The sequence below is a fragment of the Streptomyces sp. NPDC004051 genome (genome assembly GCF_053604275.1).
The window spans coordinates 1-18092 of record NZ_JBSGHG010000012.1 but is presented as its reverse complement, the minus strand read 5'-3'; the positions used below and the strand labels follow the sequence as shown (position 1 = coordinate 18092).

Sequence of the window (18092 nt, the reverse complement as noted above, 5' to 3'; positions counted from 1 at the left end):
GTGTCAGTGCCAGGGCAGCTGTCCGCGTCGTTCCCAGTACGCGTGCGGGTCCTCGGGCAGCGCGGCGAGGCGGGAGAGCTGGTCGTCGTCGAGGTCGACGGCGGGCGCGCGCAGGTTGGAGGCGAGCTGGGCGACGGTGGCGGCACCGGAGAGGACGACACCGGCCCAGGGCCGGCGCAGCACGAGCGCGAGGGCGACGGCGTCGCAGTCCAGTCCGGTCTCCGCGGCGACGGCCCTGAGCGCGTCGGGGGCGTGGGCCGCGGCCAGCCGCCCGTTGGCCATGCCCTCCTTGACGATCACGGTGAGCCCGGCCTCGTGGGCCTCGGCCAGCGCGGGCTCGGCGGACGTCTCCAGCGCGTTGTAGGTGGACTGGACGGTGCGGAAGAGGGGTTCGCCCCCGACGGTGACGGCGAGCGCCGCGCGGATGGCGTCCGCCTGGGCGGGGCCGCTGGTGGAGAACCCGACCGTGAGGCCCTGGGCCGCCGCCTCGGCCAGCCGGGCGTGGAGGTCCTTGTCGGTGAGGGCGGGGCTGTCCGGGGTCACCGAGTGGATCTGGTAGAGGTCGAGCCGGTCCCCGAGCAGTGCGTCCGACTCGGCGCGCTGGCGCTCGTACGCGGCGAGGGAGTGCTCCTTGACCTCGTGCCGCTCGGCGTCGGTGGACCAGTCCGCGGTGTACGTGTAGCCCCATTTGCTGCCGATGACGACGTCGTCGGCGTCGGGCCGGCCGCTCAGCCAGTCGGCGAGGAACTCCTCGGACCGGCCGTAGGAGCGGGCCGCGTCGAAGTAGCGGACGCCCTGGGCGTAGGCGGCGTCGAGGAGGTCGTGGGTACGGGTGCGCAGGGCCTCGACGCTGCGGTCGCCGCCGAGGTCGGCGTCGCGGTCCAGGTTGATGTAACCGGGCCGGCCGACGGCGGCGAGTCCCAGACCGATGTGGCAGGTGGGGGTCGTCGCGGAGGCGGTAGGGGTCTCCCCTGCTCGAGCGAAGCCGAGAGCTTGGGGAAGTGCGAAGGGCATCGGGGGCTCCGTCCGGTCGGCTCCTTGCGGCTGCCTGACCAACGTAACCCGCGATGCCCCTGCGGCACCTGCTCCCTTACTTCTTGTCCTTCTTGGCGTTCGCCCACGCGTGCTGGGCGGCCAGGTCCGCCTTGACCTCGGCGAGCTGCGTGGCGACCGCGCTCGGTGCCGTGCCGCCGCGGCCGCTGCGGGAGGCGAGGGCGCCGGGGACGTTGAGGACGGTGCGCACCTCGGGGGTGAGGTGGGTGGAGATCTTCGCGAACTGTTCGTCGGTCAGCTCGTCGAGCTCCTTGCCCTCCGCTTCGGCGGCCTTGACGCACTCCCCTGCCACCTCGTGCGCGACCCGGAACGGCACGCCCTGCTTGACCAGCCACTCGGCGATGTCGGTGGCCAGCGAGAACCCGGCCGGGGCCAGTTCCTCCATGCGCTCGCGGTGCACGGTGAGGGTGGCCATCATGCCGGTGAAGGCCGGGAGCAGGATCTCCAGCTGGTCGATGGAGTCGAAGACCGGCTCCTTGTCCTCCTGGAGGTCGCGGTTGTACGCGAGCGGGAGCGCCTTGAGGGTGGCCATCAGGCCGGTCAGGTTGCCGATGAGGCGGCCCGACTTGCCGCGCGCCAGCTCCGCGATGTCCGGGTTCTTCTTCTGCGGCATGATCGACGAGCCGGTGGAGAAGGCGTCGTGCAGGGTCACGAAGGAGAACTCCTTCGTGTTCCAGATGATGACCTCCTCGGCGATCCGGGAGAGGTTCACGCCGATCATCGCGGTGATGAAGGCGAATTCGGCGACGAAGTCCCTCGAGGCCGTGCCGTCGATGGAGTTGGCGGCGCTGCCGTGCTCGAAGCCGAGGTCGCGGGCGACCGCCTCCGGGTCCAGGCCCAGGCTGCTGCCGGCCAGCGCGCCCGAGCCGTACGGCGACACCGCGGTGCGCTCGTCCCACTGGCGCAGCCGCTCGGCGTCCCGGGACAGCGACTGGACGTGGGCGAGGACGTGGTGGGCGAAGAGCACCGGCTGGGCGTGCTGGAGGTGGGTGCGGCCGGGCATGGCCACGTCCGGGTGGGCCTCGGCGAGGCCGACGAGGGCGTCCTGGAGCTCGGCGATCAGGCCGCCGAGCGTCCGGGCGTGGTCCCGCAGGTACATCCGGAACAGGGTCGCGACCTGGTCGTTCCTGGAGCGGCCCGCACGCAGTTTGCCGCCGAGGTCGGGGCCGAGGCGCTCCAGCAGGCCGCGTTCCAGGGCGGTGTGCACGTCCTCGTCGGCGATGGTGCCGGTGAACGAGCCGTCGGCGACGTCCGCCTCGAGCCGGTCGAGGCCCTCGATCATGCGGGTGAGTTCGTCCTCGGTGAGCAGGCCCGCCCCGTGCAGCACGCGCGCGTGGGCACGCGATCCGGCGATGTCGTAGGGCGCGAGCCGCCAGTCGAAGTGGACGGACGCGGACAGCTTGGCCAGGGCCTCGGCGGGACCGTCGGCGAAACGGCCGCCCCAGAGCCGTACGTCACCGCTGTTGCTGCTCACTTGCGTTGCTCCTCGAAGACAGGCGGGTCGTGGATGGGCCACGTCGTTGATGTGACACCGCCTCCTCACTCAGGCGCATGGGAGTGAGGAGGCGGTGTCAGAGTAGTGCGTGACGGGCCGTCAGGCAGTCAGGCCGGCAGAGCCCGTCCGGCGGTCAGCCGAGGTCGCGCCTGGCGGCGATCTTCGACGACAGGCTGTAGATGTCGATGAAGCCCTTGGCCGCCGCCTGGTCGAAGGTGTCGCCGGTGTCGTAGGTGGCGAGGTTGAAGTCGTACAGCGACGACTCGGAGCGCCGGCCGGTGACGACGGCCCGGCCGCCGTGCAGGGTCATCCGGATGTCTCCGTTGACGTGCTGGTTGGCCTCGGCGATGAAGCCGTCCAGGGCGCGCTTGAGCGGGGAGAACCACTGGCCGTCGTAGACCAGTTCGCCCCAGCGCTGCTCGACCTGCCGCTTGTAGCGGGCGAGTTCGCGCTCGACGGTGACGTTCTCCAGCTCCTGGTGGGCCGTGATCAGCGCGATGGCGCCGGGGGCCTCGTACACCTCGCGGGACTTGATGCCGACGAGGCGGTCCTCGACCATGTCGATCCGGCCGACGCCCTGGGCGCCCGCGCGCTCGTTGAGCTGCTGGATGGCCTGGAGGACGGTGACGGGCTTGCCGTCGATGGCGACCGGCACGCCCTCCTTGAAGGTGATGACGACCTCGTCGGGCTCGCGCGCCACGGCGGGGTTCTGCGTGTACTCGTAGACGTCCTCGATCGGCGCGTTCCAGATGTCCTCGAGGAAGCCGGTCTCGACGGCGCGCCCGAAGACGTTCTGGTCGATGGAGTACGGCGACTTCTTCGTGGTCGCGATCGGCAGGCCCTTGGCCTCGCAGAAGGCGATGGCCTTGTCGCGGGTCATGGCGTAGTCGCGGACCGGGGCGATGCACTTCAGGTCGGGGGCGAGGGCGACGATGCCGGCCTCGAAGCGGACCTGGTCGTTGCCCTTGCCGGTGCAGCCGTGGGCGACGGTGGTGGCGCCGTGCTTCTCGGCGGCGGCGACGAGGTGCTTGACGATCGTCGGCCGGGACAGCGCGGAGACCAGCGGGTAGCGGTCCATGTAGAGGGCGTTGGCCTTGATCGCCGGGAGGCAGTACTCGTCGGCGAACTCGTCCTTGGCGTCGGCGACCTCGGCCTCGACGGCACCGCAGGCGAGCGCGCGCTTGCGGATGACGTCCAGGTCCTCGCCGCCCTGGCCGACGTCGACCGCAACGGCGATGACCTCGGCGCCCGTCTCCTCGGCGATCCAGCCGATGGCGACGGAGGTGTCCAGACCGCCCGAGTAGGCGAGTACGACGCGCTCGGTCACGGGATTCTCCTTACAGTGCATTCGCTGACATGCATGAGTATGCAGGAGGACGCATGATTCGTCAATCCACCTCCGCACGGAGGGTGATTCCGGGGCGATTCGGTGCGGCTCCGGGGCGGTTCCAGGACGGTTCCAGGGGTGACTGAACGCGGGAAACCGCTTTCCCGTATCTCCGCAGGACGCAGGCGCCGCGTCGACACGACCGAGACACCCGAAACCCCTCTCGACACCCCGAGACACCGACGAAACCCGATCCCACCCCTCGACCCGAGTGAGGCATCCGCATGTCCAGGGCTTTTCCGAAGTACAACAAGCGTCGCGTCGGCCTCATCGGCGGCGCCGCCGCCGTGGCACTGTCCGGCGCGGTGATCGCCGGATCCGCCCTCGCCGGCGAGTCCTCCGAGGACAGCGCCGCGAACGCCCGGACGCTCGCGGGACCCGGCACGATCAGCTGCCCCGACGTCGCCCCGCGACTCCCCGCCGTCCCCGCCTCCGCCCGGGCCGAGGTCGACCGCAACCTCGGCGACCTCGACACCCAGATCGCCGAGGCCAACAAGCGACTCGCCGACACCGTCGGACAAGGCGGACCCAACTTCGTCCAGAACGCCATCCTCGGCCCCCTCAAGGACAAGCGCGTCGCCGCCATCAACCGCATCGCCACCGCCATCGGCCGCACCGCCGACCGCCCCGCCGGACTCGACGCGCTCGCCCCCTGCACGCTCGACGCCGGGGGCGCGGCGGAGGCGGGCGGGAACGCCGGCGGTGGAGGGGCGGGCAGCGAGGAGGCCACCGCGCCGCCGGCCGACGGCGCGGGCCAGGGAGCCGGTGCGGGCGCCGGCGAGACCGGGAACACCGGCGCCGGCACGATCAGCTGCCCCGACGTCGCCCCGCGACTCCCCGCCGTCCCCGCCTCCGCCCGGGCCGAGGTCGACCGCAACCTCGGCGACCTCGACACCCAGATCGCCGAGGCCAACAAGCGACTCGCCGACACCGTCGGACAGGGCGGACCCAACTTCGTCCAGAACGCCATCCTCGGCCCCCTCAAGGACAAGCGCGTCGCCGCCATCAACCGCATCGCCACCGCCATCGGCCGCACCGCAGACCGCCCCGCCGGACTGGACACGCTGGCCGCCTGCACGCTCACCAAGTGACGTGACAGGCGCCGTGGCCGCCCCGTATGCACGCCGGCCGGGGCGGCCACGGACGATAATGCTTAGACAGTCGAAAGAAATGCGCCCATAATCGGTTCCCATGGGAAAGACCTATGAGCGCATAGAGGGCCGCCTCCGCACTTTCATCGAGGCGCAGCCGGTCTTCTTCACCGCCACCGCCCCCCTGTCCGCCGACGGCACGGTCAACCTCTCGCCCAAAGGGCTCAAGGGCTCCTTCGTCGTCCTCGACGAACTCACCGTGGCCTACCTCGACTTCGCCGGGTCCACCGCCGAGACCATCGCCCATCTGCGGGAGAACGGCCGCATCACCCTGATGTGGTGCGCCTTCCAGGGGCCGCCCAACATCGTGCGCGTGCACGGCCGCGGTGAGCCCGTCTTCCGGGACGACCCGCGCTTTCCCGAACTGCTCGCCCACTTCCCCGACATCGATCCGGCGGTCCACGGCCTGCGCGCGATCGTCGTCGTGAGCGCCGAACTCATCCGTGACACCTGCGGCTACGGCGTCCCGTTCATGGCCTACGAGTCGGAGCGCGACCTGCACGCAAAGCGGTTCGCGCGGGAGGACGACGCCTCCCTGGACGCGTACTTCACCAAGAAGGAACACGTCGCGACGAGCCTGGACGGCCTGCCCGGGCTGCCCCTGCCGCTGCCCCCGTCCCCGGCTTGAGCGGTCCGTCCGCACGCCTCGGTCTCCCGGGGACGTCCCGGGGCGTTTTTCCTCCGCACGCCCCTCCTTTTCGCTGAACGCTCCCGCGTCACGGCACGTATGTGTGGGCCAAGGGTCAAGTCCCACGGAGGAACCCGTGACCACCACGCTCGCAGGCGGACGTGCCGCCCGCCGTCAGACGATGCGCCGCATCCGTCCGCGCCGCTCCCCCGCCGTGCCTCTGCTGCTCGCCGTGGGGGCGGGTGCGGCGGCCGTGCTGTGGTTGTGGTGGGACAACACACCGTCCATCTCGGACACCACCGGAAGGATCGTCGCCGCGGGCCGCATCACCGGTCTGCTGGCCGGCTATCTGATGGCCCTCGTGGTGCTGCAGATGGCCCGGGTCCCCGCGCTCGAACGCCGGGTGGGCTCGGACCGGGTGGCCCGCTGGCACGCGATGAGCGGGCGCTACACCGTCAGTCTGGTCGTCGCCCACGTCTTCCTCATCATGTGGGGCTACGCCCTCCAGGCCGGCAAGGGCCTCGGCGACATCGTCCAGCAGACGATCACCTCCGTCGAGCAGCTGCCGGACATGGGCAAGGCCGCCATCGGCACGGGCCTGCTGTTCGTGATCGCGCTCATCTCGATCGGCCCGATCCGCCGCCGGCTGCCGTACGACAGCTGGTACCACGTGCACCTGCTGACGTACGCGGCGATGTACCTGACGTTCTGGCACCAGATCACCACCGGCAACGAGTTCGCCGTCGAACCGGCCGCGAAGACCTTCTGGTACGGGCTCTACGGCGCCGTGACCGCGCTGGTCCTCTGGTACCGGGTGTTCACCCCGATCCGGCTGAACCTGCGTCACCGGATGCGCGTCGAGGCGGTCATCGAGGAGACGCCGGGCATCACCTCGGTGCTGATCAGCGGGCGCAAGCTGCACCGGATGGGCGCGGAGGCCGGTCAGTTCTTCCGCTGGCGGTTCCTGGCGCCGGGGATGCGGTTCAGCTCCCACCCGTACTCGCTGTCGGCGGCCCCCCGCCCCGACATGCTGCGGATCACCGTGAAGGCGATCGGCGACCACACCTCCCGGCTGCGCGAGCTGGAGCCCGGCACCCGGGTGTGGGCGGAGGGACCCTACGGGGCGATGACCGCCCAGCGCCGCAGCCGCGGCAAGGTGCTGCTGGTCGCGGGCGGGGTGGGGATCACCCCGATGCGGGCCCTGTTCGAGACGCTGCCCGGCGCCTCCGGTGACATCACCCTGCTGTACCGGGCCAACACCACCCAGGACTTGGCCCTGTGGGGCGAGCTGGCCAAGATCGCCGAAGAGCGCGGTGCGCGCCTGATGTACGCGGTGAACAGCCCCGAGGGGGAACGCCCCGACATCTCGGCGGACAGCCTGCGGCGGAAGATCCCCGACATCGACGACCACGATGTCTTCATGTGCGGCCCGCCCGGGTTCGCCCAGTCGGTGTACGACGCACTGCGCGGCGCCGGGGTCCCCGCCCGCCGTATCCACCACGAGTCGTTCGAGATGTGAGCGACGGGTCATCCACACCCATCAGGAGCTTGAGAAGCGATGAGGAAGAGTCACCCCGTCCGGCGTGCTGTGCTGGCCACCGCCGCCACCGTCTCCGGGATCGTGCTGCTGCTGACGCTGAAGCCGGATTCCGACCCGGGCGCGGCGGACGCGGCCGGCGGCACGGTCCCGCCCTCGGCCGCGCAGGCCCCGCAGGGCGGCGCCCAGGCCATCGCCAACGGCACCGTCACCGGTGACGCGGCGCAGACCGACTACGGGCCGGTGCAGGTGCGCCTGACGGTCAGCGGCGGGAAGATCACCAAGGCCGAGGCCGTCCAGTCCCCCAAGGGCGGCCAGAGCGACCAGATCAACGCCAATGCCGTGCCCAAGCTCAACCAGGCCGTGCTCACCGCGCAGAGCGGCGAGATCGACGCCGTCTCCGGCGCCACCTACACCAGCGCCGGATACAAGAAGTCGCTGCAGTCCGCGCTCGACAAGGCCAAGGCCGCCGCACCGGCCGGGAACGGACAGGACGCGGGCAACGCCCAGGCGCTCGGCGACGGCACCGTCACCGGTGACGCGGCGCAGACCGACTACGGGCCGGTGCAGGTGCGCCTGACGGTCAGCGGCGGGAAGATCACCAAGGCCGAGGCCGTCCAGTCCCCCAAGGGCGGCCAGAGCGACCAGATCAACGCCAATGCCGTGCCCAAGCTCAACCAGGCCGTGCTCACCGCGCAGAGCGGCGAGATCGACGCCGTCTCCGGCGCCACCTACACCAGCGCCGGATACAAGAAGTCGCTGCAGTCCGCGCTCGACAAGGCCAAGGCCGCCGCACCGGCCGGGAACGACAAGGGGGCCGCCGGGCAGGAGGAACCCGCCGAGGAGAAGCCCGCCGAAAAGGAGCCCGCCGGGAGCGGGCAGGACGCGGGGGGCGCACGGACCCTCAAGGACGGCACCGTCACCGGTGACGCGGTGCAGACCGATTACGGGGCGGTACAGGTACGGATCACCGTCCAGGGCGGGAAGATCACCAAGGCCGAGGCGGTGCAGGCGCCCAAGGGCGGCCAGAGCGACCAGGTCACCTTCTCTTCCGTGCCCCGGCTCAACAAGGCCGTCGTGGAGGCCGGCAACGCGGACATCGACGCGGTGTCCGGCGCCACCTACACCAGCGCCGGGTACAAGAAGTCGCTGCAGTCCGCACTGGATCAGGCCGGTGGCTGACGCCGTGGCCGAGTCCGCACAGGCTCCCGCCGCGGTGCGTCGTACGGAGGAGACGATGGGGACCGTTTTCTCCTTCGACGTCCGCGGCGGGGAACCCGCCGCCGTACACGCGGCGCTGGAGGAGGCGGTCGCCGGGCTGCGCCGCGTCGACGAGGTGTTCAGCACCTACCGCGACGACTCCCAGATCTCGCGGCTGGCCCGCGGCGACCTCACGGTCGAGGAGTGCGACCCCGAGGTCGCCGAGGTGCTGGAGCTGGCCGCGGAGGCGGAACGGGTGAGCGACGGCTGGTTCAGCCCGCGCTACCGGGGCCGGCTCGACCCGACCGGCATCGTCAAGGGCTGGGCCACCGAGCGGGCCGCGCGGCGGCTCGCGGAGGCCGGGGCGGTCGGCGTGAGCCTCAACGGCGGCGGTGACGTCCAGTTGCTGGGCTCCCCGGGGGCCGGGCGGCCGTGGCGGGTGGGCGTGGCGGATCCGCTCCGGCCGGGCGGTCTCGCAGCCGTGGTCTCCGCGGCCGGCGTGGACGAACTGGCCGTCGCCACCTCGGGCACCGCCGAACGCGGTGACCACATCGTCGATCCGCGCACCGGCCGTTCCGCGGTCACCGACCTGGTCTCGGTGACGGTGGTGGCCCCCCGGCTGGTCTGGGCCGACTGCTGGGCCACCGCCGCCTTCGCGATGGGGTCGCGGGAGGGGCTCGCCTGGCTGGAGACGCTGCCCGACGTGGAGGCGCTGCTGATCACGGCGGGCGACGAGGTGCGCTGCACGGGGGGGCTGGCGGACCGGCTGGGGTGATCGGGCCGATCGGGCCGCGCTCGGGCGCCCACGTGCCCCGGCCGGTCCGGTCCGCGCTCAGTGCCCGTTCTGGGCCAGCCGCAGCATGTGCTCGGCCAGGGCAGGACCGCCCACCGGGTCACGGCTGATCAACATCAGCGTGTCGTCGCCGGCGATGGTCCCCAGGATGTCGTGCAGTTCGGCCTGGTCGATGGCCGAGGCCAGGAACTGCGCGGCGCCCGGAGGGGTGCGCAGCACCACGAGGTTGGCGGACGCCTCCGCGGAGATCAGCAGCTCCTGGGAGAGCCGCCGCATCCGCTCCTCCTTCGCCGACTCCCCCAGCGGTGCGCGCGGGGTGCGGAAGCCGCCCTCGCTCGGCACCGCGTAGATGAGGTCGCCGTCGGTGTCGCGGATCTTCACCGCGTTCAGCTCGTCCAGGTCCCGGGAGAGCGTCGCCTGGGTGACGGTCAGTCCGTGGTCGGCGAGCAGCTTCGCCAACTGGCTCTGGGAACGCACCGGTTGCCGGTTGAGGATGTCCACGATCCGGCGGTGGCGGGCGGTGCGGGTCTGCGGTACGGCAGGCCCGACAGGCTGTCCGTGGTCCTGATCGTGGCTCATCGTCGTCTCATTCTCCGGTCGTCCTCGGGGCGTTCCCCGGCTCGTGGTCCGGTTCATCGCCCTGTTCGTCGTCCGGGTCTCGCCCGGCTCGTGGTACGGCTCACCGTCCGGCTCGCCCTTCCCCGTCCGCCGCCCGGCCGGCGGCGTCCAGGACGCCGGGCAGCGCCCCGAGGAAGGCGTCCACCGCGTCGTCCCCGAGGATCAGCGGCGGCATCAGCCGTACGACATCGGGGGCGGGCGCGTTCACCAGGAAACCGGCGTCCTGAGCCGCCTGTTGCACCTGGGGCGCGAGCGGTTCGGTGAGCACGATACCCAGGAGGAGGCCCGCACCCCGGACATGGCTGATCAACGGGTCGCCGAGCGCCTCGATTCCGTCGCGGAGCCGCTCGCCCTGCCGCTTGACGTTCTCGAGCAGCCCCTCGTTCTCGATGGTGTCGAGGACGGCGAGGCCGGCGGCGCAGGCGACCGGGTTGCCCCCGAAGGTCGTGCCGTGGTGGCCGGGGTGCAGCAGTTCGGCGGCGCGTCCGAAGGCGACGGCCGCGCCGATCGGGAGCCCGCCGCCGAGTCCCTTGGCGAGGGTGACGACGTCGGGCAGGACGCCTTCGTGGGCCTGGTACTCGAACCAGTTGCCGGTGCGGCCGATGCCGGTCTGCACCTCGTCCAGGACGAGCAGCGCGCCCGTGGCGGCCGTGATGGCGCGGGCGGCCTTCAGATAGCCGGGCGGGGGCACCACGACCCCGTTCTCGCCCTGGATCGGCTCGATGACGACCAGCGCCGTGTCCTCGGTGACCGCGGCGGCCAGGGCCTGTGCGTCGCCGTAGGGGACATGGGTGACGTCCCCGGGCAGCGGTGCGAACGGCTCCCGCTTGCCCGGCTGGCCGGTCAGCGCGAGGGCGCCCATGGTGCGGCCGTGGAAGCCGCCGTCGGTGGCGACCATGTGGGTCCGCCCGGTCAGCCGACCGATCTTGAACGCGGCCTCGTTGGCCTCGGCGCCCGAGTTGCAGAAGTACACCCGGCCCTCACGGCCGAAGAGCCGCAGGAGCCGTTCGGCGAGTGCGACGGGCGGTTCGGCGACGTACAGGTTGGAGACGTGGCCCAGGGAGGAGATCTGCCGGCTGACGGCCTCCACGACGGCCGGGTGGGCGTGGCCGAGCGCGTTGACGGCGATGCCGCCGACGAAGTCGGTGTACTCCTTGCCGTCGGCGTCGCGGACGGTGGTGCCCGCGCCGCTGACCAGGGACAGCTTCGGTGTGCCGTAGTTGTTCATGAGCGCGCCCTGCCAGCGCGCGCTCAGCTCCTCGTTGCTCACGACTCCCCCTGTCCGGGCTCTACGTCCCGTACGTCCTGTGTGTGCGGTGTTCCGTCGGATACGGCCCCGGTGGCGTCGTCGGGATCGTCGGGCACGACCATGGTGCCGATGCCCTCGTCGGTGAAGATCTCCAGCAGGATCGAGTGCTGGACCCTTCCGTCGATGACGCGGGCCGTGGTCACGCCGTTGCGCACCGCGTGCAGGCAGCCCTCCATCTTCGGCACCATGCCCGAGGACAGCTCCGGCAGCAGCTTCTCCAGCTGCGAGGCGGTGAGGCGGCTGATCACCTCGTCGGAGTTCGGCCAGTCCTCGTAGAGCCCCTCGACGTCGGTGAGGACCATGAGGGTCTCGGCGTCCAGAGCAGCAGCGAGTGCCGCAGCCGCCGTATCAGCATTGACGTTGTAGACATGGTGGTCGTCCTGGCTCCGGGCGATGGACGAGACGACCGGGATACGGCCGTCGGCGAGCAGCGCCTCGATGGCGCCGGTGTCGATCTCTGTGATTTCCCCGACCCGTCCGATGTCGACCGGCTCTCCGTCGATCTCGGGCCGGTGCTTGGTCGCGGTGAGGGTGTGCGCGTCCTCGCCGGTGAGGCCGACGGCGAACGGGCCGTGCCGGTTGAGCAGCCCGACCAGCTCACGCTGCACCTGTCCGGCCAGCACCATCCGCACGACGTCCATGGCGTCCTCGGTGGTGACCCTGAGGCCGGCCTTGAACTCGCTGACGATGCCGTGCCGGTCGAGCGCGGCGCTGATCTGCGGGCCGCCGCCGTGCACGACGACCGGCCTGAGGCCGGCGTGCCGCAGGAAGACGACGTCCTGGGCGAAGGCGTTCTTCAGTTCCTCGTTCACCATGGCGTTGCCGCCGAACTTGATGACGACGGTCTTGCCGTGGTGCCGGGTCAGCCAGGGCAGCGCCTCGATGAGGATCTGCGCCTTGGGCAGGGCGGTGTGCTTGCGGGTGGTGGTCATGAGGAATAAGCGCTGTTCTCGTGGACGTAGTCGGCGGTGAGGTCGTTGGTCCAGATGGTGGCGGTCGCGTCACCGGCGCCCAGGTCGGCGACGATGTGGACCTCGCGGTAGCGCATGTCGACCTTGTCGCGGTCCTCGCCGACGCCGCCGTTCTTGCACACCCAGACGCCGTTGATGGCGACGTCGAGTTCGTCGGGTTCGAAGGCGGCCTTGGTGGTGCCGATCGCGGACAGCACCCGGCCCCAGTTGGGGTCCTCGCCGTGGATGGCGCACTTGAGGAGGTTGTTGCGGGCGATGGAGCGGCCCACCTCGACGGCGTCGTCCTCGGTCGCGGCGCCCACCACCTCGACCTTGATGTCCTTGCTGGCGCCCTCGGCGTCGCCGATGAGCTGCCGCCCGAGGTCGTCGCAGACGGCGCGTACCGCCTCGGCGAACTCCTCGTAGGCGGGGGTGACGCCGGTGGCTCCGGAGGCGAGCAGCAGCACGGTGTCGTTGGTGGACATGCAGCCGTCGGAGTCGACGCGGTCGAAGGTGACCCGGGTGGCGGCGCGCAGGGCCCGGTCCAGCGTCCCGGCGTCGACGTCGGCGTCGGTGGTGAGGACGACCAGCATGGTGGCGAGGCCGGGGGCGAGCATGCCGGCGCCCTTGGCCATCCCGCCGACGGTCCAGCCCTCCTTGGTCACGACGGCCGTCTTGTGCACACTGTCCGTGGTCTTGATGGCGATGGCGGCCTTCTCACCGCCGTGCTCGGACAGCCGGCCGGCGGCCTCCTCGACCCCCGGCAGCAGCTTGTCCATGGGGAGGGTGACGCCGATGAGCCCGGTGGAGCAGACGGCCACCTCGCCCGCACCGGTCCCGAGCACCTCGGCGGCCTTCTCGGCGGTGGCGTGGGTGTCCTGGAAGCCCTTGGGGCCCGTACAGGCGTTGGCGCCACCGGAGTTGAGGACGACGGCGGAGACCTGGCCGCCCTTGAGCACCTGCTCGGACCAGAGCACGGGTGCGGCCTTGACGCGGTTGGCGGTGAAGACGCCCGCTGCGGCGCGGCGCGGCCCGTTGTTGACCACGAGGGCCAGGTCCGGATTGCCGTTCTCCTTGATCCCGGCGGCGATACCGGCCGCCGTGAATCCCTTTGCTGCCGTCACACTCACTGCGTCTCCTTGTTCGCCCTGCCGCGGTAGCGGCTGATGTCACTGCCGCCCGTGCAGCTCAGAGGTGCGGGCATCGTGCTCGTCTGCGGCCCGGCGGCTGCACGTGCGTCACTCACGGAGCGACTCCGATCGTCGTCAGTCCGGTGGACTCGTCGAGCCCGAGGGCGATGTTCATGCTCTGCAGAGCGCCGCCCGCGGTGCCCTTGGTGAGGTTGTCGATGGCGCTGATCGCGATGATCCGCCCCGCGGCCTCGTCGTACGCGACCTGGATCTGAACGGCGTTGGAACCGTGGACGGACGCCGTCGCCGGCCACTGGCCCTCGGGGAGGAGACGGACGAAGGGCTCGTCGGCGAACGCCTTCTGGTAGGCGGCCCGGACGGACTCGGCGGTCACCCCGGGCCTGGCCTTGGCGCTGCACGTGGCGAGGATGCCGCGGGACATCGGCGCGAGGGTCGGCGTGAAGGAGACGGAGACCCGCTCCCCCGCCGCCGCGCTGAGGTTCTGGATCATCTCGGGGGTGTGCCGGTGGATGCCGCCGACGCCGTAGGGCGACATGGACCCCATGACCTCGCTGCCCAGCAGGTGCGGCTTGGCCGCCTTGCCCGCGCCGGAGGTGCCGGAGGCGGCGACGATCACCGCCTCGGCCTCGGCGAGGCCCGCCGCGTAGGCCGGGACGAGGGCCAGCGAGACGGCGGTCGGATAGCAGCCGGGCACCGCGATGCGCTTGGACCCCTCCAGCGCGGCGCGGCCACCCGGCAGTTCGGGCAGGCCGTAGGGCCAGGTGCCGGCGTGCGGGGAGTCGTAGAACCGTTCCCAGTCGGCGGCGTCGGCGAGCCGGTGGTCGGCGCCCATGTCGACCACGAGCACCTCCGGCCCGAGCTGCTCGGCGACGGCGGCGGACTGCCCGTGCGGCAGGGCGAGGAAGACGACGTCGTGCCCGGCGAGCACGTCGGCCGTGGTCGCCTCCAGCACCCGCTCGGCGAGCGGCGCCAGATGCGGCTGCAGGCTCCCGAGCCGCTGCCCGGCGTTGGAGTTCCCGGTCAGCGCGCCGATCTCCACTCCCGGGTGCGCGAGCAGCAGGCGCAGAAGCTCCCCACCCGCATATCCACTGGCCCCGGCCACAGCTACTCGTACGCTCACGGAAACCTCCTCCTCGATGGCATGACTATACGGATATCCGCAGCTTTATGCAATGCCGCGCAAGGGGCACCCGACTCGATCGGGCACAGGATGTCGGGTCCGGCTGAATGCGTGCTGCCTAACGTGGTGATCACAAGCAGGCAGAAAGGAAACCGGGCGTGCTGGAGCGACTCAACCAGGTCATGGAGCACATCGAGCGTCATCTCGACGGACCCGTCGACGTGGCGGGGCTGGCACGCACCGCGATGACCTCGGAGTACCACCTGCGCCGGATGTTCTCCGCGCTGGCGGGCATGCCGTTGTCGGAGTACGTCCGGCGTCGGCGGCTGACCGTCGCGGGGGCCGAGGTGCTCGCCGGCCGTGAGTCGCTGCTGGAGATCGCGGTGCGCTACGGCTACGGCTCGGGGGAGGCGTTCGCGCGGGCGTTCCGCGCCCTGCACGGTGTCGGGCCGGGCGAGGCCCGGCGCACCAGCTGCGCGCTCGTCTCCCAGCCCCGGTTGACCTTCCGCCTCACCGTCGAAGGGAACAGCAGCATGCGTTATCGCGTGGTCGACCGTCCGGCCTTCACCGTCGTCGGGCTCAAGGCCCGGGTGCCACTGGTGCACTTGGGGCCGAACCAGGCGATCATCGACTTCGTCCGCGGCATCGAACCGCGGACCGTGGAGCGCCTGGAGCAGCTGTCGGACCAGGAGCCGCAGGGCATCGTCGCGGTCTGCGACGACCTGGACCCCAGCCGCGCCGAGGGGACCGAACTCGACTACTACCACGGGGTGATCACGTCGGCGACCGCCCCCGAGGGAACGACGTCACTGGCCGTCCCGACCGGCGCCTGGGCGGTCTTCACCACCTCCGGGCCTGCCCCGCAGGCCATCCAGGAGCTGTGGCGGGACGTGTTCACCCAGTGGTTCCCGTCCAACCCGTACCGCAGCCGCCCCGGCCCGGAGATCCTGCGTACCCGCCTGTCCCCGGACAAGACCGAAGCCGACGCCGAACTGTGGCTCCCGGTGGAGCGGGAGCAGGATTGAACACGGCACCGGGCCCGTGACCGCCGAACGGTACGAGCGCCTCAGCCGACAGCACGGGCCGGCTGAGGCGCTCGGTTCGGAGATGGACGGCCGGCCACAGCTCACACCAGGCTGACCTGCATGCCGCCCTCGGCCAGGACGTCGAGGACCTCGGCGAACAGCCCGTCCACTGCCTCGCACACCCCAGACGTGGCCATGGTGGGTGTTCGTGAGCGCGTACCGCTCACGCTTTCGGTGGTCGCGTCCTCCATGCACTTGGGGAGTCATGCCCGCACCGGGCTTTGCCTACGAAGTCGTGTTCGTCACAGCGGGCTGCCGTGGTTCACGGCTGAGCACTCCAGCAGGTGGGCAGCCCTCGAGCTGGTGGGGCCGAGCAGTCGGCAGGGCGGGCAGGACGTTCACAGCTGAGGAACGAGGTCTGACATCACGGCAAGCGGCAGCGCCGGGTTGGCTGCCGCCGCTTCCACCACCTGCGAGTCGGCATCGGTGAGCAGGTCCACGACGGCCGACGGCAGGAGGGCCGGATGGCCGGCTGCTATGGGCCTCGCTCGCCTGTCCGCCAAGCAGTCGAGCAGCGCTCGGGCTGTCGCGTTCCGGTGCCGGGCGATCTCACGGAATGCCTTCTGTGCCGGTGGTTCGTGCCGGGTCAGGTACTCCAGCAGTGCCGGACTCGCGTCCGGGTTGGTCGCCACCTTGGCCAGGACCCGGACTCCGTGCCGGTCGACCATGGCGCGCAACCGCGCTTCGGTGAGGCCCGGGTGCGGAGCGACGGATTTGGCCACTTTCGCGTCGGGGTCGTCGGCCAGCACGTCGCGGATCTCGGGCGGCAGGTCGCGTCGTTGCCCCACGAGCATGCGCACGGCCGGGTTCGGTGACTGGCCCAGCTGCCGCACCTCACCGGGCGACGCGGCAGCGATCCGCGGCAGCAGGGTGGCGCCGATCCTGGTGCCGTCGGCCAGGTGAACGAGTACGTCGAGCGGCACATTCGGGTTGCCTGCGAGCCTGCGCCGCACCTCGTGGTCGCGGTCGTCGGCCAGGATGCGCATCAGGGCGGCGTCGATCGCGGGGTTCCCGGCGAGATCGGCCCGGACGCCGGGAACAGGGTCTGCTGCCAGCCGCCGGTACACCTCCGGGGGCAGACCGGGGCGCGCGGCAAGCGTCCAGCGCAGCAGCATCGAAGGATGGTCCACGAAACCGACCACTGCTTCGGTGGGTGTCCCCGGATTCCGCAACGCGGCCTCCTGGATCTCATGCGTCGTGGACTCGTGGGACCCGTCGCAGGAGGCGCCCGGCGGCAGATCGCAGTCGGACCGCGGACACTGCGGCTCCTGCACGAAGGGCGGCGCTGCACGGTCGCAGACCAGGCAGCGGCGCGGCGGAGGCAGCTCCTCGCCGATGAGCGCTGCAAGTACGTCCGGGGGCGTCGCCTCGTTGGCGGCCACCGCACGGCGGACCTCGGCGTGCGGATGGCCGGCAAGTCTGGTGGCCATGTCGGGCGTGGTCCACAACGCCAGCTCCGTGACGACGCGGACATCCGGGTCCGCGGCGAGGTTCTCCCTCACATCCGCCGGAAGGCCGGGGCAGACGGCCAGTTTCTCCCGGTGCTCCAGAACCGGATCGGCTGCGAAGCGGCGTGCCCATTCCGGGTTACCGGCTCGCTTGTCGAGCAGTGCGAGGGCGGCGCGCGGCTGCGTCACCGGATCGATGTCGGCGGCGGTCAGCAGGCCTTCGTAGGCAAGCCGCACACCGCTCTCCGGAACGCGCGCAACCACCGCGGCCACCTGCGCACGGCTGAGATCCTTCCGAACCGCCAGGCTCTCGGCGATGTCGTCGTCCGCAACCGCGATCAGTCGGTCGACCAGCCCGGCCGACAGGGCCGGATTGGCGGCCAGCCCGCACAGGAGGTGATCCACGGAGGTCATCCTGCATCTGCCCCTGACACCGTGCCAGGGGCAGGGGTCGACAGACCGCAGAGGCAGGCCCTACAGGGACGTGAAACCGACGAACGCCGACCAGGCTGCGGGGTGTACCGAGACACCGGGGCGGCGTATGTCCTTGGAGTCGCGTACATGGATTGCGTGCTGGCAGTACGTCACCTCGACGCACTCGCCGCCTTCCTCACTGCTGTAGCTGCTCTTGACCCACAGAAGCCCAGACGTGTGCTCCCGTGCCCTGGCTTTCATAGCTCCCCCAGCAGTTTCTCGACGTGGCTGAGCGACGCCCGAGGCGTGAGCGCCTGTGCCCGCAGAATGCCGTACTTGACCTCAAGGCCCTTCACGGGCCGTCGCTCAGTGTGCACATGGCTGACGTTCTGAACCTCGGCATAAGCGATCCTGCGCCCTTCGGCCGTCTCGATCAAGGTGAAGGGACCGGCCATTCCAGCATTCTCCTCGCTCCCCAGCGGCATGACCGGGATCTCGACCGTCGGCTTCTGCCCGGCCAGCAGAAGGTGTTCCAACTGGCCGTGCAACACCTCCCGGCCGCCGATCGGCCTTCGCAGCACGGACTCGTCGATGACGAAGCTCATCAGCGGCTGAGGGCTCTTGCCGTAGACCTCTTGACGCGCCAGGCGTGCAGCGACTAGGGCCTGTTTTAGAAGTCGGTAGCCTGCCTGGTTGGCCGCCCGGGGTGACGGCGGGCGGCCAACCAGATGGTGAGGTCGAGGGCGATGGCGT

At 71.1% G+C, this 18092-nt stretch carries 17 protein-coding genes; 6 read left to right on the top strand and 11 right to left on the bottom strand.

Going from position 1 to position 18092, the window contains the following annotated elements; translation table 11 throughout:
- Window positions 1-3: 3 nt before the first annotated feature.
- The 3 genes from ACWEQO_RS15305 to ACWEQO_RS15295 all read right to left on the bottom strand — a co-directional run bounded on the left by ACWEQO_RS15305 (window position 4) and on the right by ACWEQO_RS15295 (window position 3875).
- Window positions 4-1014, bottom strand: coding sequence for an aldo/keto reductase (locus ACWEQO_RS15305; protein ID WP_452983085.1), 1011 nt, complete (start codon window positions 1012-1014; stop codon window positions 4-6).
- A 76-nt stretch (window positions 1015-1090) separates the two neighbouring features.
- Window positions 1091-2527 carry an argininosuccinate lyase gene (gene argH, locus ACWEQO_RS15300; protein WP_361459374.1) on the bottom strand — a complete coding sequence of 479 codons (1437 nt, stop codon included), beginning with the start codon at window positions 2525-2527 and terminating at the stop codon, window positions 1091-1093.
- A 154-nt stretch (window positions 2528-2681) separates the two neighbouring features.
- On the bottom strand, window positions 2682-3875 hold the full coding sequence (locus ACWEQO_RS15295) for an argininosuccinate synthase (protein ID WP_361459372.1): 1194 nt from the start codon (window positions 3873-3875) through the stop codon (window positions 2682-2684).
- Between the two features lie 284 nt (window positions 3876-4159).
- On the opposite strand from ACWEQO_RS15295, the gene ACWEQO_RS15290 reads away from it, so the two are divergent.
- The 5 genes from ACWEQO_RS15290 (at window position 4160) to ACWEQO_RS15270 (ending at window position 9226) form a co-directional block, all read left to right on the top strand.
- Window positions 4160-5026 carry a hypothetical protein gene (locus tag ACWEQO_RS15290; RefSeq protein WP_452983081.1) on the top strand — a complete coding sequence of 289 codons (867 nt, stop codon included), beginning with the start codon at window positions 4160-4162 and terminating at the stop codon, window positions 5024-5026.
- Between the two features lie 100 nt (window positions 5027-5126).
- Window positions 5127-5714: a pyridoxamine 5'-phosphate oxidase family protein gene (locus ACWEQO_RS15285; protein WP_452983078.1), complete on the top strand. Its 588-nt coding sequence runs from the start codon at window positions 5127-5129 to the stop codon at window positions 5712-5714.
- A 136-nt stretch (window positions 5715-5850) separates the two neighbouring features.
- Complete coding sequence (locus ACWEQO_RS15280; RefSeq protein WP_361459366.1) at window positions 5851-7233, top strand: ferredoxin reductase family protein; 1383 nt, start codon at window positions 5851-5853, stop codon at window positions 7231-7233.
- Window positions 7234-7272: 39 nt separating this feature from the next.
- Complete coding sequence (locus tag ACWEQO_RS15275) at window positions 7273-8433, top strand: FMN-binding protein (protein WP_452983074.1); 1161 nt, start codon at window positions 7273-7275, stop codon at window positions 8431-8433.
- Between the two features lie 55 nt (window positions 8434-8488).
- On the top strand, window positions 8489-9226 hold the full coding sequence (locus tag ACWEQO_RS15270; RefSeq protein ID WP_361459428.1) for an FAD:protein FMN transferase: 738 nt from the start codon (window positions 8489-8491) through the stop codon (window positions 9224-9226).
- A gap of 57 nt (window positions 9227-9283) precedes the next feature.
- Here the strand turns inward: ACWEQO_RS15270 and ACWEQO_RS15265 are convergent, their stop codons facing one another.
- The 5 genes from ACWEQO_RS15265 to argC all read right to left on the bottom strand — a co-directional run bounded on the left by ACWEQO_RS15265 (window position 9284) and on the right by argC (window position 14392).
- Window positions 9284-9823, bottom strand: a complete 540-nt coding sequence (locus ACWEQO_RS15265) for an arginine repressor (protein WP_109379526.1) — start codon at window positions 9821-9823, stop codon at window positions 9284-9286.
- Between the two features lie 100 nt (window positions 9824-9923).
- Complete coding sequence (locus ACWEQO_RS15260) at window positions 9924-11132, bottom strand: acetylornithine transaminase (protein WP_452983071.1); 1209 nt, start codon at window positions 11130-11132, stop codon at window positions 9924-9926.
- Complete coding sequence (gene argB, locus ACWEQO_RS15255; RefSeq protein WP_361459360.1) at window positions 11129-12103, bottom strand: acetylglutamate kinase; 975 nt, start codon at window positions 12101-12103, stop codon at window positions 11129-11131. Before argB ends, ACWEQO_RS15260 begins: the two co-directional genes overlap by 4 nt.
- Window positions 12100-13251 (bottom strand): bifunctional glutamate N-acetyltransferase/amino-acid acetyltransferase ArgJ, encoded by a 1152-nt coding sequence (gene argJ / locus ACWEQO_RS15250; protein ID WP_361459358.1) that lies wholly within the window; start codon window positions 13249-13251, stop codon window positions 12100-12102. Before argJ ends, argB begins: the two co-directional genes overlap by 4 nt.
- A 112-nt stretch (window positions 13252-13363) precedes the next feature.
- Entirely contained in the window at window positions 13364-14392 is a 1029-nt protein-coding gene (gene argC / locus ACWEQO_RS15245) for an N-acetyl-gamma-glutamyl-phosphate reductase (protein WP_452983067.1), read from the bottom strand.
- 158 nt (window positions 14393-14550) lie between these two features.
- On the opposite strand from argC, the gene ACWEQO_RS15240 reads away from it, so the two are divergent.
- The gene (locus tag ACWEQO_RS15240) at window positions 14551-15417 is read left to right on the top strand and encodes an AraC family transcriptional regulator (protein ID WP_452983064.1); all 867 of its coding nucleotides are present in this window, start codon (window positions 14551-14553) and stop codon (window positions 15415-15417) included.
- A 398-nt stretch (window positions 15418-15815) separates the two neighbouring features.
- On the opposite strand, the gene ACWEQO_RS15235 is transcribed toward ACWEQO_RS15240, so the two are convergent.
- The 3 genes from ACWEQO_RS15235 to ACWEQO_RS15225 form a co-directional block, all read right to left on the bottom strand.
- On the bottom strand, window positions 15816-17330 hold the full coding sequence (locus ACWEQO_RS15235) for a hypothetical protein (RefSeq protein ID WP_452983061.1): 1515 nt from the start codon (window positions 17328-17330) through the stop codon (window positions 15816-15818).
- A gap of 69 nt (window positions 17331-17399) precedes the next feature.
- Entirely contained in the window at window positions 17400-17600 is a 201-nt protein-coding gene (locus ACWEQO_RS15230) for a DUF397 domain-containing protein (RefSeq protein ID WP_361459350.1), read from the bottom strand.
- Window positions 17597-18092: DUF5753 domain-containing protein (locus tag ACWEQO_RS15225; RefSeq protein WP_452983057.1), on the bottom strand; the 496-nt coding region annotated here is incomplete at its 5' end. The genes ACWEQO_RS15225 and ACWEQO_RS15230, both read right to left, overlap by 4 nt.